The 23,866-nt window shown below is 35.8% G+C and carries 13 protein-coding genes and 2 pseudogenes; 4 read left to right on the top strand and 11 right to left on the bottom strand.

Annotation, left to right across the window (positions count from 1 at the left end; translation table 11 throughout):
- The 11 genes and pseudogenes from ABGT15_RS06970 to ABGT15_RS06920 form a co-directional block, all read right to left on the bottom strand.
- The gene (locus ABGT15_RS06970) at positions 1–2,220 is read right to left on the bottom strand and encodes a RelA/SpoT family protein (protein ID WP_367230713.1); all 2,220 of its coding nucleotides are present in this window, start codon (positions 2,218–2,220) and stop codon (positions 1–3) included.
- Positions 2,221–2,432: 212 nt separating this feature from the next.
- Entirely contained in the window at positions 2,433–2,624 is a 192-nt protein-coding gene (locus ABGT15_RS06965; protein ID WP_367230712.1) for a cold-shock protein, read from the bottom strand.
- Positions 2,625–2,910: 286 nt separating this feature from the next.
- Positions 2,911–3,108 (bottom strand): annotated as a pseudogene (locus ABGT15_RS06960) (GNAT family N-acetyltransferase); the annotation flags it as partial.
- Positions 3,109–3,667: 559 nt separating this feature from the next.
- Positions 3,668–4,579 (bottom strand): alpha/beta fold hydrolase, encoded by a 912-nt coding sequence (locus ABGT15_RS06955; protein WP_367230711.1) that lies wholly within the window; start codon positions 4,577–4,579, stop codon positions 3,668–3,670.
- A gap of 23 nt (positions 4,580–4,602) precedes the next feature.
- Complete coding sequence (locus tag ABGT15_RS06950; protein ID WP_367230710.1) at positions 4,603–5,466, bottom strand: SDR family oxidoreductase; 864 nt, start codon at positions 5,464–5,466, stop codon at positions 4,603–4,605.
- 19 nt (positions 5,467–5,485) lie between these two features.
- Entirely contained in the window at positions 5,486–5,968 is a 483-nt protein-coding gene (locus ABGT15_RS06945; protein ID WP_367230709.1) for a DinB family protein, read from the bottom strand.
- 1 nt (position 5,969) lies between these two features.
- Entirely contained in the window at positions 5,970–7,025 is a 1,056-nt protein-coding gene (locus ABGT15_RS06940; RefSeq protein ID WP_367230708.1) for an aldo/keto reductase, read from the bottom strand.
- A gap of 56 nt (positions 7,026–7,081) precedes the next feature.
- The gene (locus ABGT15_RS06935) at positions 7,082–7,666 is read right to left on the bottom strand and encodes a TetR/AcrR family transcriptional regulator (RefSeq protein ID WP_367230707.1); all 585 of its coding nucleotides are present in this window, start codon (positions 7,664–7,666) and stop codon (positions 7,082–7,084) included.
- Positions 7,667–7,819: 153 nt separating this feature from the next.
- The gene (locus ABGT15_RS06930) at positions 7,820–8,698 is read right to left on the bottom strand and encodes an alpha/beta fold hydrolase (protein WP_367230706.1); all 879 of its coding nucleotides are present in this window, start codon (positions 8,696–8,698) and stop codon (positions 7,820–7,822) included.
- Between the two features lie 566 nt (positions 8,699–9,264).
- Positions 9,265–10,671 (bottom strand): dihydrolipoyl dehydrogenase, encoded by a 1,407-nt coding sequence (gene lpdA, locus ABGT15_RS06925; protein ID WP_367230705.1) that lies wholly within the window; start codon positions 10,669–10,671, stop codon positions 9,265–9,267.
- A 170-nt stretch (positions 10,672–10,841) separates the two neighbouring features.
- Complete coding sequence (locus ABGT15_RS06920) at positions 10,842–11,426, bottom strand: TetR/AcrR family transcriptional regulator (RefSeq protein ID WP_367230704.1); 585 nt, start codon at positions 11,424–11,426, stop codon at positions 10,842–10,844.
- Positions 11,427–11,581: 155 nt separating this feature from the next.
- On the opposite strand from ABGT15_RS06920, the pseudogene ABGT15_RS06915 reads away from it, so the two are divergent.
- The 4 genes and pseudogenes from ABGT15_RS06915 (at position 11,582) to ABGT15_RS06900 (ending at position 23,830) form a co-directional block, all read left to right on the top strand.
- Positions 11,582–12,962, top strand: a pseudogene (locus tag ABGT15_RS06915) (IS3 family transposase).
- A 622-nt stretch (positions 12,963–13,584) separates the two neighbouring features.
- Positions 13,585–14,778 (top strand): hypothetical protein, encoded by a 1,194-nt coding sequence (locus ABGT15_RS06910; RefSeq protein WP_367230703.1) that lies wholly within the window; start codon positions 13,585–13,587, stop codon positions 14,776–14,778.
- Positions 14,779–14,790: 12 nt separating this feature from the next.
- Entirely contained in the window at positions 14,791–16,221 is a 1,431-nt protein-coding gene (locus tag ABGT15_RS06905) for a hypothetical protein (RefSeq protein ID WP_367230702.1), read from the top strand.
- A 655-nt stretch (positions 16,222–16,876) separates the two neighbouring features.
- Positions 16,877–23,830 (top strand): PKD domain-containing protein, encoded by a 6,954-nt coding sequence (locus ABGT15_RS06900; protein ID WP_367230701.1) that lies wholly within the window; start codon positions 16,877–16,879, stop codon positions 23,828–23,830.
- The last annotated feature ends 36 nt before the right edge of the window (positions 23,831–23,866 follow it).

Genomic DNA, 23,866 nt, shown 5'->3' with positions numbered 1-23,866 from the left:
TTAGTTGTGAACCCTTATCACTTTGTCAACCCCGTCAATTTTTTTGATGTTATCCATCATCTTCTTAAGAATGATATTGTTGGGTACAATAACCGTAACCTGACCGTTAAACAATCCGGCTTCTCCGCTAAGTGAAATGCTTTGGATGTTTACGTTCATTTGGTTGGAAATCACTTTGGTCAATTCATTGGTTAAACCTAAAGTATCCATTCCGGTAATTTTTAAAGTAGCTTTGAATTCCTGTTGAGAAGAGTCAATCCATCGGGCCTGAATAATGCGATATGCAAAATTCGATTGCATGCTGATTGCATTCGGACAATCTTTACGATGGACTTTAATTCCTTCATTAATGGTGACGAATCCAAATACTTCATCTCCTGGAATCGGGTTGCAACAAGTCGAAAGTTTATAATCCAAGCGATCCTGTTCGGCACCAAAAACCAATAAATCGTAGTTTTTACTGATTTCGTCTTTATGAATGTGTTCCGGTTGTGCATTTGGCGAACGTTTGATGGTTTTCTTGAAGAAATTAACCAACGTATTGCTCTTTTGTGCGGCGAAATCTTTAAGTTTTTGGTTGTCAATGGTTCCGATACCCGCACGATAGAACAAATCAAGGCTGGTTTGCAATCTGAAATAATTGACCAGTTCGTTTACGGTTTGCTCGTTGAGCGTTATTTTTAAATGACGCAATTTTCGGGTAAGGATTTCTTTTCCGTCTTCGGCAATCTTTTTGGTGCTTTCGTTGAGTACGTTTTTGATTTTGTTTTTGGCACGCGAAGTTGTTACATAATCCAGCCAGTGTGCCGTAGGTTTTTGATTGGGTGATGTGATAATTTCCACCTGATCGCCACTGTTCAGTACGTGATTCAACGGAACCAATTTACCATTAACCCTTGTTCCTCTGGTTTTTACACCGATTTCTGAGTGGATACTGAAAGCAAAATCTAAAGAAGTAGCTCCTTTGGGTAACGATTTGATTTCCCCTTTTGGTGTAAATACGTAGATTTCTTTGGCGTAAAGGTTCAGTTTGAAATCTTCAACAAAATCCACAGCATTGGTTTCTGCATTTTCGAGTGCTTCTTTCAGCTGATTCAACCAAACGTCCAAACTGTTTTCTTCCGATGCACCTTGCTTGTATTTGTAATGTGCCGCATATCCTTTTTCGGCAATTTCATCCATGCGCTCACTTCGCACCTGAATTTCCACCCAGCGTCCTTTAGGTCCCATAACCGTAATGTGAAGTGCTTCATATCCGGTTGATTTCGGAGAAGAAATCCAATCGCGTAAGCGGCTAGGACTCGGACGGTAATGATCGGTTACTATCGAGTAAATTTTCCAGGCCAGAAACTTTTCGTCATGAGGATCATCCGATTTGTAAATGATGCGTAAGGCGAATTTATCATATACTTCGTCAAAAGTAACCCCTTGTGCCAACATCTTCCTGCGAATGGAATATACTGATTTTGGGCGTCCTTTCATGGTGTATTCAATGCCTTCCTCGTCTAAGGATTTCTGAAGGACCTCGGATATCGATTTAATGTATGCCTGCTGTTCTTCTTTACTTTCTTTCATCTTGCTTACAATGTCGTTGTAAACATCCGGTTCGGTGTATTTTAAACCTAAATCCTCCAATTGGGTTTTGATGTTGTAAAGTCCTAGGCGGTGGGCGAGAGGAGCATAAATATAAAGGGTTTCCGAAGCAATTTTAGCCTGCTTGTAATCCGCCATGCTTCCCATGGTTTGCATGTTGTGAAGGCGATCGGCAATTTTTATGAGGATTACCCGAACATCGTCATTCAGCGTCAATAGCATTTTACGGAAGTTCTCCGCCTGCATTGAAATTTCCTGATCGGTTTTAACCTTGGCCATTTTGGTCAGGCCGTCCACAATACGGGCAATTTTCGAGTTGAACATCTTTTCGATGTCTTCCACGGTAATATCGGTGTCTTCCACAACATCGTGCATTAATGCCGCGGCGATGGAAGTAGCGCCCAAACCAATTTCGGAGGCCACAATTTTAGCCACAGCAATCGGGTGAAAGATATAGGCTTCACCGGATTTACGGCGTTGATCCTTGTGCGCATCTACGGCTACATCAAAAGCTTTTCGGATGAGTTTCTTGTCTTCTTCGGAAAGCGTCTGGTAACTGATGCGTAGCAGTTCTTTATATTCTTTGGCGATGGCCTTGTTTTCAGCTTCTAAATCGATTTCTGTCATTGTAATTCATTCAGTACCTAAAAATAAGGGAAAGAAATGAGGTTTGCAAACAGATTGCTGATTTATGTGAAAAAAGTACGCTCTTTTGAGATGTTTTGTGAATTATTAACGAGTATGTTTTGAACTTTATTTTTGATATTAAACCATGTCAAAACTATTCTGATGGTTTTTAAATGAGTGGGTAATTAAATCTTAGCAAGCACAAAACAATATTAAGCCTGTCTCACATTAACCGCCATAAGACCTTTACGACCTTCTTCCAGTTCAAATGATACGTTATCATTTTCTTTAACTTGATCTACCAAACCAGATACATGCACGAAGTATTCTTTGTTTGAAACGTCTTCTTTAATAAATCCAAATCCTTTTGTTTCGTTAAAGAATTTGATGACTCCTTTATTCATAATTTTTTTTTTTATTTAGTATATAATATACGAATATAATGATTTAATCTTTTACTTACAAAAAAAGAAGTCCCAAAAGCGTCTGTCATTTTCTATATTTCTCCTCCCATTATCAACTTTCCCCCGCTGTCAAACCCCGGCAAGCACAAATACAATTAGCTCTAAAATTTCATGCCATTCCATAACCCAAAAAGGCAGTAATTAAGGTCATAATGGTTTTAAAAATCAATTCTTAGATTTTGGGAACAGTTTAGTTATTATAAAGCATTTGTTAATCCTAGTGTTTTTAATTCAACTTCAGTTTCATCATTATGTCGGTTTGCTCATCATTTCCGAGTTTGAAAATGTGTTTATCAAAAGCGACAAAACCGTTTTTTTCATAAAACCGGATTGCTCTTGAATTTTCTTCCCAAACACCCAACCAAACATATTCAGAACCTTTCTCCTTAGCAGCTTCTATTGCCTTATTATAAAGTAATTGACCGCCGCTTAGGACACACAGTGCTTTAATAGGAAAGAGTTATCGTCAAAGTACAAGATTACTTCAAAAAATCAAAGAAGACTTGAATAAGCCTTTAAACAACTTTGTGAGTGTAGAAGAGTTCTGTGAATACTTAGGTTTAAAATACGAACAAGTAGAACCTCATATTATAGGATAAAAAATGCTTTAACTTCAGCATTTTTTGTGTTCATTAATTCAGAAAAGCAAGTGAATTTTATTATATTGTAAGATGTTAATACAGGCATTGAAAATCTAGAAAAAGGAGATGCACATTTCGGTGGGCCATTTTGATAGGACATACAAAGCCAATAAATATGAGGCTTTCGAAAGAGCACAAAATCTCATCTTTCTCTGCAAAAAACAATTCAAAAGTCTCGTGTTACTGATTGTAAAAAAAAAATAGAAGAAAGTGTAGTCTTACTAATATTCAATAACAAATCCCTTTTCAACTTTAGATTGAGAAGGGATTTGAAAAAATAGAATGGAAGCCAAGCTACTTTATTAAATTCTTGCTTATAGGAGGTATATCGTTTTTGCGAAATTATTTTGTGATCTTGATAAACTGATCAATATATTGTGCTGATAGTTCAGGATACTGATGCTGTGGACCATGGCCAGATTCCGGATAAACTAAGATTTGGGCATTTTTGAATTTACCTGATAATTTATACCAGTGTTCAGCAGGTACACTTGTATCGTTATCACCACATATGATTAAGATTGGGATGTTGGTTTTTGTTAATTCTTCTCTTCGGTTCATATCTTCTTTAAATTTCTCATGTCCTTTTAGGAATAATTGGAAAATATCCATTGTTGAAGCGATTTTATCGACAACACCTGGTCTGGCGTAAATTCTGTCTCGAGATTCTTTAGCCATTCTTCTACTAAATTCAGAATCTGGTTCAAAGAATAAAATTTCTTCGTCTTCAAGATTGTTTACGGGTTTTAAAGCTCTTTCAACCCATTTTTGTTGAATTGGTAAATCGTTTTTGATTCCCGGAGGCGCTGTACCCACTAAAACTGCATGAGTCACAGAATTTGGATATTCGAGAAGTGTGGTTTGGGTTACAAAACCGCCCCAAGACCAACCTAACATGGCAAATTTTTGTACTTTAATTGTTGCAGTAAAATCTTTTACAAATTTGGCTACTTTACTCATATCTGTTGGTAAAGTTCCGGTTGAATAACCAATACCGGGATAATCAAAAGTAATTACTCTGTGGGTTTTTGCTAATCCGTCTAAAAATAAAGGATCCCAAGTATCTAAGGTACCTCTCATTCTGTTTGCCAACACGATTGGGCTTCCTTTCCCAAAAGAGCGGTAAGCAATCTTGTCTCCATTAATTTCGACATATTGTGTTTTAGCAGTTGCTGCAGTTTGAGCATTACTTAGTTGAATGCTCATGATAGATAGTAAAGTAATACCTATCATTTTTTTAATAATTGTTTTCATTGTTTTTAAATTGATTGTTTTGTTTAGAATGTTGTTTTTAAAAATTCGTTTAAAGTCATGGGTTTTCTTCCTAATAATTCTTCAAGCATTGGGTCGTTTTCTTCAAATTCGCCATTTTCCGTTGCTGCTCCCCAATCTGCTAAAAAAGTAGCGACAAATTCAGGTAATCCATCTGTATTCATTCGATAGTCGATAAAATCTTTTCGGCTGGTATTATTATATTTTACTTCTTTTCCAGAGATTTCACTTAATATTTCAGCGATATCAGAAAAAGACCATGATGAACTGTTGGAAAGCGTATATTTTTTATTTTCATGCCCTTCTTGAACCAGAAGATTTGCAATTCCCTCTCCTAAATCTGCACGTGAAGCATAAGCTATTTTACCATTTCCTGCTGGAAATATCACACCGTTTTCAATTGCTTTAGAACCTATAAAAACTTCAACAGAATCGGCATAAATTGAATTCTCTAAGATGGTATAATGTAATCCAGATTCTTTTAATTGTTTTTCAATTTCAAGACTGATTTCCGTTACCATTGGCATGATGTAATTCTGATCTTTCCTGTTTTGAATTCCTGTAAAGAGGATATGTTTTACTCCAGCTTCTTTTGCTGCCTTTATTGCATTGCTTTCTCTGCTTAATCTCAAGTCTGAAAGGGCAGGAGCAGAAATAAGTAATAATTTATCGATCCCTTTAAAAGCAGTGACCAAACTCTCATAGGAATCATAATCTCCGATTCTTACATCAATTCCCTTTTCGATTAAGTTACTAGCTTTCGATTTGTCTCTTGCTAAAGCTGCAATCTGGTTTGATGGTGTTAATTTAAGCAGTGCTTTAATGGTTGCTTGACCTAATCCGCCGGTGGCGCCTGTTATTAAAATCATAATATAAAATTTAGAATGTTTATTTTTTAAGAAGCATTAGTTGTCCTAAATGGTATGTTAAATGTGATGTTCTGTTTAAAAGCACATTTAGTTTATTTCGATGAGGTTCTTTTTTAAAATCCTCTTGGCTTACTGCTTCGTGTTTTGAAAACCAATCTTCTGTTGTCAATGTTTGGAATTCGTTTTCAAGTCTTTCATGCACTTTTTTCCAAAAAGATTTAAGTTCGATAATGCTTAATAATTCCGATTCTTTATCATCCGGATTTTCGACAAACCGGGATTGCATTTCAGGAAAATCTTTTTTGCCTGAACCAAGAGTTTCTGAAAGTAAGTCGTGGTAAGCCGCCAGATGACCGAATAAGTAAATGCCTCTGTTTCTTCCGGGTGCAACCTCATTAAGCAGTTCATTGTTTGTCAAAGAATTTAAGAGATGTTCCGCTCTTTTTACTTGTATTTTCCAAGACTTAAGAGCCATTTCAACCATAAGTTCTGTCTTTTCCATGTTATCGTACTTTATTTTTTACTTCCACGATTCCGGTACTTTCTCCAAATATGCTTTTTTGGTTTTCAGAAATCATAGTATGAGGATAGCCCAGATCGATAGTACTTACTCTGTTAAGTAATTCGATCTCCTCAGACGAAAGTGAAATGTTTAAAGAGTTTAGGTTATCAATAAGCTGTTGTTCACTTCTTGGCCCTAAAAGGGTAACTGTTGATAATGAACTGTTGTAGTGTTTTTGTCTTACCCATGCCAATGCAATATTCAGCATTTTAGCATCTTTTTCTTTAGCAATTTTTTCCAGAGCATTCAATATTTCTGTTTCTCTGGAACCTGTTTCACCTTTAACTAAAGTTCCTCCCCAAGCTTGTTGTCTTGAAACTTCATTTTGTTGGTTTGATCTGTATTTTCCCGTAAGTGTACCGCCAGCTAGGGGAGACCAGAAAGCTGCACCAAGCCCTAAAGCTTCTGCCATTGGTAAAAGTTCTCTATCTGGGGCACGTTCGATTAGGTTATATTCCACTTGAATACCTGCTACTGGTGCCCAACCTCTTAAATCGGCCAGTAAGGCTGCATTGGCAATTCTCCACGCAGGAAAGTTTGAAAATCCAGTATATAAAATTTTGCCATCTCTTACCAGATCATCCATAGCTCTCATTATTTCTTCAATTGGTGTTTGTCCATCTGAAATATGGGCCCAATAGATATCTAAATAATCTGTTTTTAGACGCTTTAAGCTTTGCTCTGCAGAATGAATTATATTCTTTCTACTATTACCTGTTGTTAATAGCGATGAACCTCCAGTTGAGAATTTGGTTGAAAGAATTATCTCCTGTCTGTTTTCTGCAATTAAATTACCTAATATTTCTTCAGATTCTCCAGCTTGATATCCGTCTGCAGTATCAATAAAGTTACCACCTGCTTCAATATATTTATTGAAAATTTTCATCGAGGTTTCTTTATCAGCCCCATGTCCCCAGCGGGTTCCAAAGTTTCCTGTTCCTAATGCCAGTTCCGATACTCTAAGTCCAGTTTTCTGACCAAAAATTTTGTATTTCATAAATTAAGTTTTAAAATTAATTATGTACCAAATGGTACAAAATAGGGTAAAAAAAATCAGGTTAATATTTCAAGATTAAATTTAATTAGTGCCTCTAGGGATGCATCATCGGCATCCATTCTTCTTGTAACATTAAGACCATTCCATAAATTGAGAAGATGGGATCCAATCAATTTGGAGCTTTTATTGGTCATTAAAAGATTGTCTTCTTTTGCTTTTTCAACAGTATTGATAAATATTATTTCAAGTTCGTTTAACAAACCAGCAACAAGTTGTTTTGTATATTCGTCTTTTGTTGCCATTTCAACCAAAGCGTTACCCATAAAGCAGCCTTTCGCTTTGTGTATATTGGTTGTGTCGGCTAATTGAAAAAAGAATTTTTTTAAATATTCAATTGGATTATCACTTTCAGAGATATCTTTTCGTATGCTTGAAAGCAAGTTGTTAGCATACTGTTTTAATGATTTTTCATAAAGTTCTTTTTTTCCACCTTTGAAAAATAAGTAAAAACTGCCTTTTCCAATTCCCATGGCTTTCAAAAGTTCTTCGGAAGAAGCAGCTTCATATCCTTTTTCCCAAAAGATATTTGATGCTTTTGCGATTACTTCCTGTTCGTCGAATATTTTAGGTCTTCCAGCCATTTGCTTATTAATTATGGGACAAATTTATAATATTGTACCGATTGGTACAAAATAAAATTATCACTTTAACATAATTTTAACCGATGACTGTTAAGCAAACAAAAGACAAATGCCTGTAAACACTTGCCTTTTGTTATGATTGCCCAGATTATATCATTTACTTGTGAACTTGATGAAATCTTTAATATAATTGGCTGAAAGTTCCGGATACTGATGTTGCGGTCCGTGTCCGGATTTTGGATAAACCACTATTTGGGCATTCTCGAACTTTCCGGATAATGCATACCAGTGTTCGGCCGGAACACTAGGATCGTGGTCACCACAAATAATTAGAAGAGGAGTTTTAGTTTTGGTTAGCTGTTCTCTTCGGTTCAAATCTTCTTTAAATTTATTATGACCTTCAAAGAATAACTCAAATATGTCCATCGTAGAAGGGATTTTTGAATCAACATCTCCTCTTGCATAAATTCTTTCACGAGACAATCGTGCCATTTTTTTACTGAACTCTGAAGCCGGCTCGAAAAACAAAATCTCTTCATCTTCTAAATCATTTACTGGTTTTATGGCTCGGTCAACCCAAATTTGTTCAATAGGCATGGCATCTTTAATTCCCGGAGGAGCTGTTCCTACTAGAAATCCATGAGTAACATTGTCAGGATATTCAAGAAGAGTAGTTTGTGTCACGAAACCTCCCCAAGACCATCCCAACATTGCAAATTTTTCGATTTTTAATGCTGCTGTGAATTTTTTGACATAATCGGCTACGATGCTCATATCATTTGGAAGAGTTCCTGTTGAATAACCAGTTCCGGGATAATCAAAGGTAATTACTGTATGTGATTTTGCCATTTCATTTAGAAATAATGGATCCCAAGTATCTAATGTTCCTCTCATACGATTAGCCAAAACAATTGGGCTCCCTTTTCCAAAAGAGCGATAGGCAATCTGATCACCGTTTACTTCAACATACTGGTTTGGTGCTGTATCAGCATTTACATCATTTAATGTTTCAGTATTTGTAATTGTTGTCAAAATGAGGCTAGTTGTTTTTAATGATTTTGTCTTCATAACTAAATTAATTTTTAAGTTTTTATAAGAAGTAATATTTGCATTAAATACAGTATTTTAAGCTTGAGGTAGATTCCAATTCTTATGCCAAAATGAAAAGTGGCTATAATGGGCGGGTTAAACGATTTCTAATAAATTTAATTTACGATATATCATAAATTTCAAAATTAATTTACGATATATCATAAATTTCAAAATTAATTTACGATATATAGAAAACTTCTGTTATTCAATTTTTAGAAGTATGCCTTGACAACATTTTTTACTATATGCTTCAGTTCGATGCTTCATTTTTTTGAATACGTTGTCTAAATAGCTAGTCGATATTATAGAAAAATAAATTCTATTTTGTTACTTGTATTAGAATAGAGTTTACTTTGCATTAGTAATGATACTATTTGTTTCTCTTATAGATATGAATTTTACCTATAATGTGTACAGTTTTTAAAACTTATAGTATTGTTTTAAAAACTCTTTTTAGAAATTGATGGTACTGTCTGCTTTTTTATTTTTTTTAAATTATTTATGATTTAAATATTTAGAGCCCCTTGTCCTGAGGCCATTAAACATGCTTCTTTTAAAGCTTCTGAGTAAGTAGGATGGGCATAAGAAATGCGGAACATGTCTTCATCGGTTACTTCATATTCCATTCCAATGACACCTTGAGCAATTAGATCGGCGGCTCTTGGGCCGATAATATGAATTCCTAGTATTTCACCATATTTAGGATCGGAAATTACTTTTACAAAGCCTTCACTTTCCATAGCGGCTCTGGCTCTTCCACTTGCTGAGAAAGGAAATTTTCCAATTCGATAAGGTTTGTTATCACGTTTTAATTCGTCCTCAGTATACCCAACAGATGCAACTTCCGGCCAAGTATAAACAACACCAGGAATTAAATTGTAATTCATATGTGGTTTTTGTCCGTTTATAGTTTCAATAGCAAAAACCCCTTCTTCTTCCGCTTTATGGGCTAGCATTGGACCTGAAACTACATCACCTATTGCATAGATATTTTCTTGGTTTGTTTGAAGTTTATTGTTGGTAATAATTCTTCCTTTTTCATCCAGTTTGACCGTCGTATTTTCTAAACCTAGTCCCTCAGTATATGGTTTTCTTCCTACAGCAACTAAACAGTAATCAGTAGTAATTTCAGAAGTAGTATTGTTCTTATCAGTAAACTTTATTGTTGTGTTTTCTCCGTTGTTAACTACCGATTGCACATTATGGCTTAATAAAATATCAACACCTTTTTTGGTTAGAATCTTTTTTAATTCTTTGCCTAAATCTTTATCCATTGTTGGGATTAGGCTATCGGCATATTCAATAATGGTTACTTTGGTGCCAATTCTTGCATATATAGATGCCATTTCAACACCAATGACACCGCCGCCAATGATTGTCATATTTTTTGGTTGTTCCTGCAACGAAAGGGCTTCTGTTGATGAAATAACCCTTTTTTTGTCAATGATCACATTTGGTAAGGAAGCTGGTTTAGAGCCTGTAGCAACAATAAAATAGGAGGCCGTAATTTTTTTATCTTCTGATCCTTTTTTTCTGACTACTATTTCTTTGTTGTTAAGAAAAGAGGCTGTTCCTTCAATTACCTCAATTTTGTTTTTATTCATTAGGTAATTTATACCCGCTGTGTTTTGTTCAACTACATTATTTTTTCGATTGATGAATTCGGTGAAATTTAATTTGAGATTATCGGATTCAATGCCATGGCTTTTAAATTTTGTTTGAGCATCGTAAAAATGCTCAGAACTGTCAAGAAGTGCTTTAGTTGGAATGCATCCAACGTTGGTACATGTTCCGCCAAGAACGCTGTATTTTTCAATTAGTGCGGTTTTGTACCCTAATTGAGAGGCTCTTATAGCTGCCACATAACCACCTGGTCCTGAACCAATAACTACGATGTCAAAATTTGTTTCCATATTATATGATTTTAGATTAGTAATGCTGAAATTTTACTGTCTTTGTTTCTTACAGTGTAACTTCATATTTTTGTTTTTTTGATGTTCCTTGAAATGCATTGCTGCAATTATTATTAGATTACATATATCAGTCTAAAAATTACATTAAATCGAAGATTTGTTTACTAGAATTAGAAATCTTTGATATGTACTTTTAAACTAGTCATTAATGATTTTAAATATTTTGTTTTTCCAGTTACTTTAGTAATCATAATAGCTCCTTCAATTAGTGAAATTATTATTAATGCTTTGTCTTCAGGATTAATTTCAGCTTTAAATTCTCCATTTTCTTTGCCTTTATTGATTAAATAAACAAAACTATCGATCCATTTTAGTAGCGCATTCTTAGCAACTTTTTTTAATTTATCGTGAGTGTCATCAGCCTCTATGGCAGTGTTCATAATCGGACATCCGCCTACCGGAAATTTTTCCCCCAAAAAACCTAAATACAGTTCGGGAAAGCATAAAAGTTTTTCTCTGTAGGTTTTCTTTTTACTGATTTCACTGTTTAGCATAATCAGTAGCCTTTCAAAGTTGTATTCAAAAACGGCAATAGCAATTTCATCTTTATTTTTAAAATTGCCATATATGCCACCTTTTGTCAAACCTGTTGCCTGAGTTATATCATTTAATGAAGTTCCTTCATATCCTTTAGTATTAAATATGGGAGCTGTTTTTTCAATTATATATTGACGGGTACGTTCTGACTTGCTCATAATCAACATTTTCAGTATTAAAATTATACCATTTGGTATAATTTATTTTAAATGAAATGTTAATTTTTTAAAATTTGTAAATCGTCAGCAAAAAGTGGACTGATTTAGACAAAAACTAAGAGAGTGTTTTCAAAACCTTTAAATTTGAAACAAGTATGAAAACACCAAAGAAACAAACAGCTGAAAACTACATCAAAGAGATTCGCAGGAAGACCCGAAGAGTATTTACTTCCGAACAGAAGATTCAGATTGTCATGGAAGCCTTGCGAGCTGAAATGTCCGTAGCCGAATTATGTCGAAAATATTCCATTCAGGAGTCTCAGTTTTACAAATGGAACAAAGAGTTCTTGGAAGCTGTTAAGAAACGTTTATCAGGCGACATTACAAGAGAAGCGACCAGTGATGAAGTAACGGAACTTCGCCGTGAAAACCAACGTTTAAAGGAAATTGTTGCGGATTTGGTCTTGCGCTATGACATCGTAAAAAAAACATTGGACATTTTGGAATAGCGGACAAATTCAAGAAATATATGCGACTTACCGTATCCGAAAAACAGGAAATCATCCACATGGTGGTGCGTTCCGAGATTGGTGTTAACAGGACGCTTCGGGAGATTGGACTCAACAAAAGCACCTTTTACAACTGGTATCATGCCTATAGCAAGCACGGAGTTGAGGGATTAATGCCTAACAACGAACATCGAACAGGCAATGAAACAGTATTCCCGAAGAGCAGAAGAATCTGGTAGTGGATATTGCTTTGGATAACCCAGAGTTGTCTTCAAGGGAATTGGCTTATAAAATCACGGATGAACAACAAATATTCATCTCCGAATCAAGTGTGTACCGAATTTTAAAAGCAAGAGGTTTAATTACGGCTCCAGCCCATATTTTTCTAAATGCAGCCGATGAATTTGCCGACAAGACAGGCTTTGTGCATCAGATGTGGCAAACAGACTTTACGTACTTTAAAATCCTGGGATGGGGTTGGTATTACCTCAGTACGGTTTTGGATGATTACAGCCGTTATATTGTACATTGGGAGCTTTGTTCTACTATGAAAGCCGAAGATGTCAAAAGAACAGTAGATAGGGCTATTGTAAAGGCTAAACTGATTACCAAGCCAAAGCCGAGGTTGTTATCTGATAACGGTTCGTGTTATATCGCTTCGGAATTGGAAACCTATCTGAAAGACAATTACCAGATGCAGCAGGTTCACGGCAGACCCAATCATCCGCAAACACAGGGCAAAATTGAACGTTATCACAGGACTATGAAAAACGTCGTAAAACTCGATAATTACTTTGCTCCCGAAGAATTGGAAAGGGCTTTGGAAAAGTTTGTATACCGATACAACAATGAGCGATACCATGAATCATTAAACAACTTAACCCCGGCAGACGTCTATTTTGGACGTGGGGAAGCTATCTTAAAAGAACGAAAAAAACTCAAAAAACAAGCCTATGAAACCCGTAGAAATGAATACCAAAACTTTAAAAACAAAACCAATCAAAAATTAAGTTTATCTTTGAAATAATTAAACAAACACTCCTTTAGGAAAAGTCCAAATTAGTTTGAAGACATACAACAATAGTAAACTGTAACAATCAAGATAATAACAGCAACAATAAGCATCCAATAGGCTTTCAAGAATTTCATAATACGTTTGCTTATAAACTTAACTGTAAAAATATAAAATATATTCTTACAGAAATACACTCAGAAAACATCTTTCATTTTCTAACCAAAATACAATAAGTAGGTTAGTGTTGTTAAGCTATTAAAATGTCATTTAAGATGACTTTTTAATAGTTTAATATTTAAGAAGATTATATGTGTAAATGCAGATTTTATAAATTCAGTCAAGTTTTTTAATGTTGAATTTGTTTGAAATAATATTTATCTGACAAATTTGTTAAAAAATCACCAAATTTAGTGATGCTAAAATTCATAACTATTAATTAAGTTTGTCCCTGTTAATTTATGAATTTTAATACAAAAAATATTCATTTACAAGGTGCAAACTTAAAATAATTGGTGCGTGTTGAAATTATGTGAATGTTTAAATTTCGTATGTTCACAGAATACTTTATAATGATATTTTAACGAAGTGCTGTTTTAAAAATATTTAGATTTACAAATAATTAAAAATTTAGAAGATGAGAGTTAGTTTTTTGATTGCTAGTGTTATTACGTTATTTTTGTTCAATAGTGGTTTTGCTCAAAGTATTAATGGGGAACAGGTTTCTTTTCAGGTTTTAAAAGAACCGAAAGTAAAAGTAGAAGAAGCTAACAGAAAATTTAAAGTCGCAGTAACATCACCCTATAATCTTACTTCTGATGATATTATTTCAAAATCAAAATCAGATTTTCAGGAAGAATTGAAAAATTTTGATAAAACTCTTGCAAAGAGTGAGGCGGAATACCAACAGAAATTAAAAGATCATGATGCCGAAGTAGCGGCAGCCAACGCTAAGTATGAACTAGAATCTACTGAATTTAAAAAATTGTCTATGTTAGAAAGACTAACTATGACAGACCAAGGTAAAAATCCAAAACTGGTAACGCCAACAAAACCACAGTATTATCCGCCTTCCAAACCAATCTACCGTGAGCCTAATCTTAATGATTATATCATTGTTAATAATAATGTTTTAGCTACTCAAATTAATATCAATGGATTTTCACGAGAAGGAAATTACCTAGATGTTTTTTTAGATATACAGAAGATTAATTTTCAAGATAATAATGGGCAAACTTATGCAAATCAACCAACAAAACTGATTGTGAAAGTAAATGGTCTAGAAAAGGCGAATACTACTTTTTATCAAGAATATAAAATGGTTTCTTCATCCCCTAGTAATAATATAAATAAGCCGCTTACAGAAAAGAATTTTTTAAATGAAGTAATTGCTACTGTAAATAAATACCTAAACGAAAACTTCGGATATCAGTCATTAAATAAATCGGTAACACTGTTAAGTGTTAAAAATAAAAACGGAAAATACGATGACTTAGAAAAAGCTAACATATACATTACTACAAATTTGAATAAGCTTAATCCGCAAAATCCGGAAATGAGTACAGCTGCAATTTCAGGTATGCAGAAAGGAATTGATATTTGGATAAGTACATTGCAAAAAATAGATTATAAGGATAAGAAGTCAGATTTCAATGCAAAGATTGCAGAAATGGTATACTTTAATTTAATTAGATTAAACAGCGCAATGGATAATAAGAAAGAGGCTGAAAAATGGTTAAATGAAATGCAGGAAAACATGATTTATATGGACTTGTCCTATGATGATAAAAACGCATTGAAAAATATTGAAACAGAAATTTATAAAAAATAAATAATTAAAGAAATGAGAAAACTATTAACAATAATTGCATGCGCAATGGTTTTTACTTCTAGTTTTGCACAGACCGGCATAGTTAGAGGGAGTAAGTTCGATTTTGATTCTAAAACAGAGCAAGCACCGCAAGTGCTTTTAAAAGATAACTACAATCATTATCTCTGTTCATTTACCAACACAGTTGGAATGTTGGCAAGCCATAAAATTACAGTTAGAAAATTCGATCAGAAAAACCAGTTGGTAGATACTTTTACTCAGGATTTTTCATTAAACGCCTTCACATTGCATAACGTACATGGTACTTATGAGGTTGATAACAATAGGATAGTAACTTTTGTGGAATCCTATTACGGGAAAGAAAAAAAATCAGAAATTTTCAAGTACGTTTTTGATAAAACTACAGGTAAGTTCACTTCAGAAATTTTAGCAACCTATCCGATTTTATCGAATATTAAATCAGGTTCGTTAAGCGTTTCTAAATCTGAAAATTCCAGATATTTAAGTCTTGTTTATCAAAAATATAATACCAAGAAAGAACCGGAAGAAAGTGAGTGTATTCTTTTGGATGCTAAAACATTAAATGTTATATTCAAAAAGACAGTATCTTTTCAGGATGAGTTTTACACTTCTGAAAAAATCGTAACCAATACTGGTAAAATTGTTTTTCTGCGCACACCAAGAAGTTATAAAGGGACAAATTATTTAACTGTTATTGATGCCAATGGTCAAGAAGACAAAAATTTCGAAGAAAGCACAAAAATTCATAAACCTTTGGCAGTCTCAATTAATGATCAAGACTATTTAATCGCTTTTAACTATCGTACCAAAGGTATACGAAGAGGAGATTTTGGCAACATCATGTTTTATGATATAACGCAAGGTAAAGTATTAAGCAATAATGAAATTGATGGGTTTAATAGTGTGAAAGATATTGAGCAGGTAAATTTCAGATATTCTTTTATGCAGAACAATGAGATTCATGTTTTTGTAGAAGGAAAATACAAAGAAGGTACAAAACCAAGTGTTGATTTTCCTAATAACCCTGCTTTCACAGATCCACGTTTTGTATTTGGCCCGGCAAATCTTTTGGTTTTTGGCTATGATGGCGTTTTAAAACAAAACACAAAATTGTTATTAGAAAACAAAAATAATGAAGCCGACTTTTACCATTCGTTTGGCGTTGTAAATATTAAAGGGGAATATTTTGTAAATACAGGCGTATATTACAAAAATAATAGTCACTACTATGGCTTTTACAAATTAGATGCAAACAATAAATATGCGGCAACAAATTTAAATTTAAGTTACGATTTAATAAGAGATTACCCTTTTAAATCTGTAAACCAAATAGTATACTATAATATAGATAAAAATCAGATTCTATTGGCGAGTGTGTTTGGAGATTCTCAAATGTCTTTGGTTAGTGTTCCAATGAATTAAAACGAATAAGAACAATAAAAAAATCCCGTTTAGTACTTTAAACGGGATTTTTTTATTGTTTTATGTCAAATGTTATTGCATAAAAATCAAGTAAAGGCAACTGTTTCTGAACATCTGTAATCGTTTGTCAAATTTTTGAAAATCAAAAGTATACATAAGATTTGTGGTCAATTTACCAGTCATTAATGATTATGCCGTTATCTTCAATTTCCTGACTTTTTTGGTTATTCCGGTTAAGGGATATGTTTTAGATACCTAATATGCTTGAATATACCAAATAAACTTCATTAACAGAAAGGCCAATCATTTGATTGATCTTTCTGTTTTTACAAACTTCTGTGTTCTTCACGAGTAAATGCCTTTCCGCATGTAATACAGACATAATGACCATATTTAATAATGGCTTATTACAAAATAATTAGTTATAAATACTGTGGGCAAATTTTAACGAGCTAAAAATTTTTAAAAAAGTGAAAGCTATACTATGAAGAAATGAGGAATAACAAATGAATATTTAATATGTAAGAAAAAATAACAAAAATTACTCATAAGTTTATAAAAAAATAGGTATTGTATTACATTTTATTAAAATAATAAAAATAGTTTTACAAAACATAGCTATGTTCCAATCGATTAACCAAAAATTTATTCACTTATGAAAAAACTATTATTGCTGTTTTTTCTCTGTTGTGCGCCATTGTTGAGGTCGCAGGAGAAAATTCCGATTGTGATTGAAAGTGTTGAAAAAGAAATAGATGCGTTTATTTCAAAAGAAAAGCTAACCTTTAAATTACCTGATGAGTATGTTAAGAAGATAAAAGCCAATTTACTTTTTGAAAGTAAAGAACATGCAGTGCCTTTTGATGAAAAAGTTTTTCAGAATGCCATTTTGGAAATTAAAAAGCATGAGTTGAGAAAAATGTTTTTTGAAAAGAATCCTAAGAAAAAAGAACCTTATGAATATCCTTTAACCAATAGGGAAATTCAACAGACTTGTCCTGACGGAGGATTTGAAAATGGCGCTCCAGCAAGTGTATATACATTGAGGAGAGCAATAAACCCACCTATGCCTGGAGGAGACCCAACACAAATTCAAACAAACAATACAAGCTTTGTTGCTCAAGCAATTTCAGGTACGTTAAATAATTTTAATGCTTTTGGAACTTTGGTTTCTCCGGGTCAGGATCCATTGATTCCGACTCTTAACAGAGTACTTAATGGAAACAGAGCCTTTAAATTAAATTTTCCGGAAAATTCTGCTGTCGGGACGTCCCATGTTGTTACGTTGTCAAGAAATTTGACGAATATTAATGAATCTTTTTTGGATATTAATTATTCAGTGATTTTAAATGATCCGGGAACATCTCATGGTTTAAATCAGAAACCCTTTTTTCTGATTAGGCTTTATGACACGGCTGGTAATATTATAAGATCAGTTAATGTGCTGACAAATCAGCAAGACTGTTCTTTAAGTAGTACGAATCCTACTACGGGATTTAACGGGCCTTTTCTTTTCACAGGGTGGAATTGCGCCCGAATTAATACCAGCGATTTAATCGGACAGAATGTACGATTGGAATTTATTATTGGTGATTGTGCTTTTGGTGCTCACTTTGGAACAGTTTACATAGATGATTTTTGTAACACAAACTGTGCAAACCCCTTATTTGGAGATATTAATTTAAATCCAATCCAAACGATTACTTGTCCTACTACATCACAAACAATTTGTGGTACCTATCAGATGCCGGCAAATAGTGCATATGGTAGCATTTCGTTGGATATAATGCAAGGAAATACAGTAATTAATACTATACCGGCTCCTAATGTATTAACTTCAAATTCATTTTGTTTCACGGTTTCCCCTGCAGATTTTGGAACAAATCCAAATGGCAATTATGAATTTAGGGTGCGAGGTTTATTTATAAGGCAGTGTACAATAAATTACCAGTTAGATCCAATCTTCGACAATTCGGCTAACGATACGGGCCCCGATGTGGCATTCAATAATTGTATTGATGCCGTTAATGATGCTGTTAGCTTCTCTACTTGTACCATGAGTAAGATACCGATTTTGGAAAATGACAGTGTTTTTGGTAATCCGGCAGCTACAGGAAATGTAATCATAACACAGATTTCTCCTGTTATACCACAGTTAACATTAAATACATCATTAGGATTTGTATCGGTTACACCGGGAACGGCACCGGGCGTTTATTCTTTAACATATCGTATTTGTAATCTTAATAATCCTTCACATTGCGATGTTGCGACCGTTCAGGTTACTTTAACGCCTCCGTTATTAAATGCAGTTAACGATGATTTCTCTGCAAGTCCAATAAACGGTTGTGTAGGAGGTACCACAACAACAGTCTTTGCTAACGATTCCTTCTGCGGATCCTTCTTAAACCCGAGTTTGTTTATCGTAAGCCTTGTTAACAACGGAGGACTTACAGGTGCTACCATAAATAGTTCTGGAAATATTACAGTTCCTGTTTCCGTAACTCCGGGGGATTATACGCTAACATATCAACTGTGTCAGATAGCAAATCCGTCCAATTGCGATACGGCTACGGTACTTATAAAAGTAAATCCGGGAGCAACACCAATCTTTACTTTTCCAACAGCAATTTGTGGAGGGTCTGTGCCACCGGTACTGCCTACCATTTCAGATAATGGTATTCAAGGTACTTGGAGTCCTTCTGTAGTTAGTAATACAGCACCGGGTAATTATATTTTTACGCCCGTGGGGCAATGTGCGGTTCCGGTTACGATTCCGGTTACCTTAATTCCGGGTTGTGGTATTTTTATTTCGTGGGGGTCGGATGTGAGTTGTCAGCTTACGGAAGATGATCCGCGTATAAAATTCGATGAAAATATTGCCGATGGACCGTGTATCAGAGTTTGTGAGAACAGCACAATTACTTATACACTAACTGGTGATATTGGTAATATAGATCACACGGATTGGAATATAACAGGAGGTAACGAGGATGCTTTCACTAATACCAGTGTTACAATCACTTGGACTTCAGCAGCATTTTGTGCTTTACAGGGAACCATTTATTTCACCGATGGTACTGTAAAAGAGATTGATAAGTGTATTGAAAAACTGGAAGCGCCGAATGCTTTATTCGGAGTATTACCAAACTTAGAAAGTGAGGTAATCTATGGATGTACCGACAACCCAATTAACTTTGAAAACCTTACGACTTCTGGTGGTGGGAATGAAGTTATCTATTATAATTGGGATTTTGGAGACGGTACTTTTTCCAGCGAATTCGAGCCTTCACACGTCTATCAGTCTACAGGGATTTATACAGTAACTCTTGTGGCTTATAACGGTTGTAGTTGTGTTGGAAAATATTCTGTCGATGTTAAAATTGAAGAAGGTAGTGTGCCAATTGCTTGTCCGTCAGTAGTATGCGAAGGAGCAGTAGCTCATTATTCCATTCCAAAAGAATACGGTGAGAATTGCCGTATAGAATGGGAAGCAATAGGTGGGGAAGTTGTCGCTACTTATACATCGGATACAGAAGTGGACGTGGTATGGAACAATATCGACGAAGATGGTTTTGGTTATTTAACCGTTCATTCCGATTGTTTCCGTTGTCCGACTACTATTAAAGTCCCGGTTGTTCAACTTCACGGAACTATTAAAGGTGAGAATACCATGTGTGTCAATTCACAGCGTATATTCTCACTTCCGAAATGGCCGACTACAGAATTCAATTGGACTTTGGAAGACAATGGTACAGGAGCGGAATTAATGTACAACAACCAGCGCAACGAAGTGGTTGTAAAAGCAGGTACGCAAGGTACAATAAAACTGTCATGCAATTACACCAATACACTTTTAGGATGTGGTGGTACGGCAGAATTGAAAATAGAAGTTAAGCCTTCCGTATTTTTAGATGGTCCTTTAACAGTATGTCCTAATTCACCGGAAACCTATACAGTTAATGATGAGAATGGAAATGTTATAAGTTCAATTGATTGGGTCATTACTGGACCGGACGGATTCAGCCAAAACGGTTCCGATTCTTCTTTTGAGTTTTCATTTCCTGCAGCAGGATTGTATAATTTCGATGTAACCTCACCGGAATACTGTACAACAGAGGTGTATACTATTAAGGTAATTGCAAGTCCGCAAGCACCAACGATTATATCCGGACCACTTACAATCTGTCCGGGAATACCTGTAAATTATACATGTATCCCGCCGGCAGGAGCCATTACCCATTGGCAGGTAACCAACGGAACGATAATTGGAAGCGCTACCGGAAATCAGATAATGGTAAACTTCAACCCATTCCCGACAGGAGCCTTTGAGGTAAAAGCATGGTATGAGTATGAAGGATGTAAATCTGCAGATTACATTATAAACCCAATAATCGAAGTGCCGAATTTAGCACTTGCGACTTATGATTCGGTAGTATGTGGAAGTTCTTATAAAACATACAGTCTTAGTAATACTGTTGTAGTGGATAACTTTACATGGTCTGTAGAGCCACCATCAGCAGGGAGTGTACAATTAGGCCAGAATACAGATGAGGTTTCCGTGCTTTGGAATCAGACACCTGGTCCGGCAAACCTAAAACTGGTCGTTAGAAAATGCGGTAAGGAATTTACGCAATTGTATCCTGTAACGATTATCAACACAGCGACTATAACAATTGATGGTCCTGTTGCAATATGCAGTGGCGTACCGGCGAGCTTCTCTTTCACAATGAATCCCGGAACATCATTTACTAATGTTACTTGGGATTTTGGCGACGGATCAGCTCCGGTAACATCAACAAGTACTTCTGTGTCTCATAACTTTACGGCAAGTGCAAACGGTTCGGCTAGTTTTACAGTTACTGCAACCGTAACCGGAGCCAATGGTTGTCCGATGCCGGCAGTGGATACCCATCTAATTGCGGTATCACCAACACCGGAATTTAGTGTAAGTCCGATAGGTAACTTAAATTTATGCGATCCGGACAATACTCCGGCAGATTATACTTACTCTGTTGTATTGCAGGGCGGTATATGGTCTACAGAAACCGTGCAATGGTATTCTGGAACCTATCCAACAGGAACGGCAATTTCAGGAGCTACTTCACCTACCATTACATTAAGTGCAGTAGGAATGTATTACGCAGTGGTAACCAATGGTAACTGTTCTAAAAATACCAGAAGTATCAGAGTGTATAACAGTTGTCCGGGAAGTGGCGGTTGTACTACCCCGAACGATTTAGATGTAGCAATTACGAACATTGGTTGTCAGAGTATAAGAGCTGAGGTTACATTGGCTCAAGGTTCTCCAACAGAGCTGGTATGGTCAGACTATAGTGGCTTAGGCGATGTGGTTTCTATGAATAACAACCACATTGAAATCGAGAATATCGAACCGGGTGAGTACAGTATTACGTTAAATGCCTATTACGATATAGGCGGTAATATCTGTCATAACGACGAGGAATTTACCTTTATCGTACCGTATAAAGCCAATTTGAAATACAGTATTACATGCGGTAGTTCGGGGATGTATAATGTAAACCTTTACGATTTCTCGGCTTATTATCCGGCTACACCGGCCACCTCATTTGAGTTTAGTACAAATAACGGAGCTTCATGGCAACCGGGTACGGTAATTAACGGTATTGCACAGTTAATGTTACCATTAGCGCCGGGAATGTACAACGTAGGAATTCGTATTAGTCGCGCCGGCTATCCTTCTTGTACGAAGTTTATTCCATTAGTATTACCGGCTATGCCAAGTGCAAGCTTCCATTTCGACAACAATGCGTGTCAGGGAGCAGCGATGCAGTTTTATGCGCATGATACAACGGATGGCCTTCAATACCACTGGAATTTTGGAGGAGGGGCTATTAATATCCAGCAAAATCCGATAAGGACATTTGCTACTGGAGGGGAGCACGAAGTTACATTAACCGTAAAAAACAAGTATGGATGTACAACTTCATTTACCATGGTAGTGGATGTTTTACCAGTTCAGCTTAAAGGTATTCTTGCTTCAAATCCTGTAAATGCATGTCAAGGTAGTACTTTACAAATTGAATATGCTCCTTTTAATGAATTTCAAGAAATGCCAACACTATTCAACTGGTATTACAATGTATATACGTCGGTACCGTTTGCCACAACTACTACACCAAATTTGACGGTGTCACAAAGCGGTCAGTATTTTGTATATGTAACCGATGCGAATGGCTGTAGTGTATACAATAATCCGCCAGCTACGGCAATTTTTGTACCGGCGCCAGCACCACCTAAAGTAACAGGTCCGGGATTAGTATGTTCCGGCAACCCGTTCAGCATCAAAGTACCTCAAAATGCTTCGGTACAGTATGTGTGGTCTTTAAATGGTGTCCCACAACCGCAATGGAACAACCTGCACACCATTTACGACATGCAAACGGCATTAGGTGCGTATGTATATCAGGTAGTGGCACAGGTTCAGGACGGTTCGGGTAATTATTGCAGCAGTGCTCCGGTAAACCATACGGTAACAGTAATCGACCAGCCGGCAATTCCGGAACTGGATTTTGAAATGTTGTCTTGCAGTCCGTATCAGTATCAGGTAACCGTTTTAAACCCTCAGGCAGGTGTTAGTTATTACTGGAGCAATGGCGATACAGGTACTACGGCAATCAGTTACCATGACGGGCCAATTCAGGTACGTGCCGAAGCAAACGGATGCAGCGTAACGGCACAAACAGATTTGCCAATCGACTTACAATCGGTAGCTTGGGTATTCCCTAAAGGATGTTATGAAATCTGCAAGGAAAAACCAACAGGATATATCATAGGGCCTTTTGGTTATTATCATGAATGGCAATGGCAGGATGATTATACACCATACGCCAGCGGACATGACATGGTAGAGCCTTTCGACGATTTAGCAATAGGGCATGAGTATCAGCTATATCTTCACAACGGTGATTGTGAGTATACAGCAGCAACCATGAGCCTTATTCAGAAAGATTGTCCTAAATGTGAGATGTCCTATTCTATAAGAGAACTGAGATGTGTTAAGATAGATGGAGTGTATGTATATCGTGTTATATTATCTGTCACTAACGCTTATGGGGATGATGTCTGGACGACTTTTACCGCTCCGGACGGCGAAGGGTTCTTTATAGACAATACGGTTTTGGTACCGGGTAGCGCAACCACTACTTTTACCGTATATTTTTACCCGACAGCAGGCTTTAACGGCGGTTTGGTAACGATAGATATGAACGGAATCTGGAAAGGAAGCAAAAGCTGTTATACAAAAACAGAAATTAAGTTCCCTCCGTGTGGTGCACCACGTACCGCCAATGAAGACCTTCTGGTAGTAGAGGACAATTTACTTTTAGTAGCCCCTAACCCGGCTAAAGAAGTAACGAAAGCAATCTACAATTACAAGAATGCAGAAACGGCGAAAATCATCGAAATTCGCGATATGCAGGGCAGATTCTTGAATGCCTGGGAGGTGAAAACCCAAACAGGAACTATAGAAATCGACTGTACCCGCTATGCCGGTGGTCAGTATTTCATTCTGATGAAAGAGAATGATACGGTTATTAAACAATCCCGTTTACTCATTACTCATTAATTTTTTAATGCAGGCGCGCTTTTAGTGCGTCTGCAT

It is taken from the genome of Flavobacterium enshiense (genome assembly GCF_040750275.1).
In the GTDB taxonomy this organism is placed as follows: Bacteria; Bacteroidota; Bacteroidia; order Flavobacteriales; family Flavobacteriaceae; genus Flavobacterium; species Flavobacterium enshiense_B.
This window is presented reverse-complemented; position numbering and strand designations above follow the sequence as displayed.

Excerpts from the sequence above, each read along its gene's own strand:
- ABGT15_RS06900 (WP_367230701.1), top strand. The coding sequence starts at position 16,877 with ATGAAAAAACTATTATTGCTGTTTTTTCTCTGTTGTGCGCCATTGTTG.
- ABGT15_RS06945 (WP_367230709.1), bottom strand. The coding sequence starts at position 5,968 with ATGGAAAAGACAGAACTTATGGTTGAAATGGCTCTTAAGTCTTGGAAA.
- ABGT15_RS06955 (WP_367230711.1), bottom strand. The coding sequence starts at position 4,579 with ATGAAAACAATTATTAAAAAAATGATAGGTATTACTTTACTATCTATC.
- ABGT15_RS06940 (WP_367230708.1), bottom strand. The coding sequence starts at position 7,025 with ATGAAATACAAAATTTTTGGTCAGAAAACTGGACTTAGAGTATCGGAA.
- ABGT15_RS06920 (WP_367230704.1), bottom strand. The coding sequence starts at position 11,426 with ATGAGCAAGTCAGAACGTACCCGTCAATATATAATTGAAAAAACAGCT.
- ABGT15_RS06905 (WP_367230702.1), top strand. The coding sequence starts at position 14,791 with ATGAGAAAACTATTAACAATAATTGCATGCGCAATGGTTTTTACTTCT.
- ABGT15_RS06950 (WP_367230710.1), bottom strand. The coding sequence starts at position 5,466 with ATGATTTTAATAACAGGCGCCACCGGCGGATTAGGTCAAGCAACCATT.
- ABGT15_RS06910 (WP_367230703.1), top strand. The coding sequence starts at position 13,585 with ATGAGAGTTAGTTTTTTGATTGCTAGTGTTATTACGTTATTTTTGTTC.
- lpdA (WP_367230705.1), bottom strand. The coding sequence starts at position 10,671 with ATGGAAACAAATTTTGACATCGTAGTTATTGGTTCAGGACCAGGTGGT.
- ABGT15_RS06970 (WP_367230713.1), bottom strand. The coding sequence starts at position 2,220 with ATGACAGAAATCGATTTAGAAGCTGAAAACAAGGCCATCGCCAAAGAA.
- ABGT15_RS06935 (WP_367230707.1), bottom strand. The coding sequence starts at position 7,666 with ATGGCTGGAAGACCTAAAATATTCGACGAACAGGAAGTAATCGCAAAA.
- ABGT15_RS06965 (WP_367230712.1), bottom strand. The coding sequence starts at position 2,624 with ATGAATAAAGGAGTCATCAAATTCTTTAACGAAACAAAAGGATTTGGA.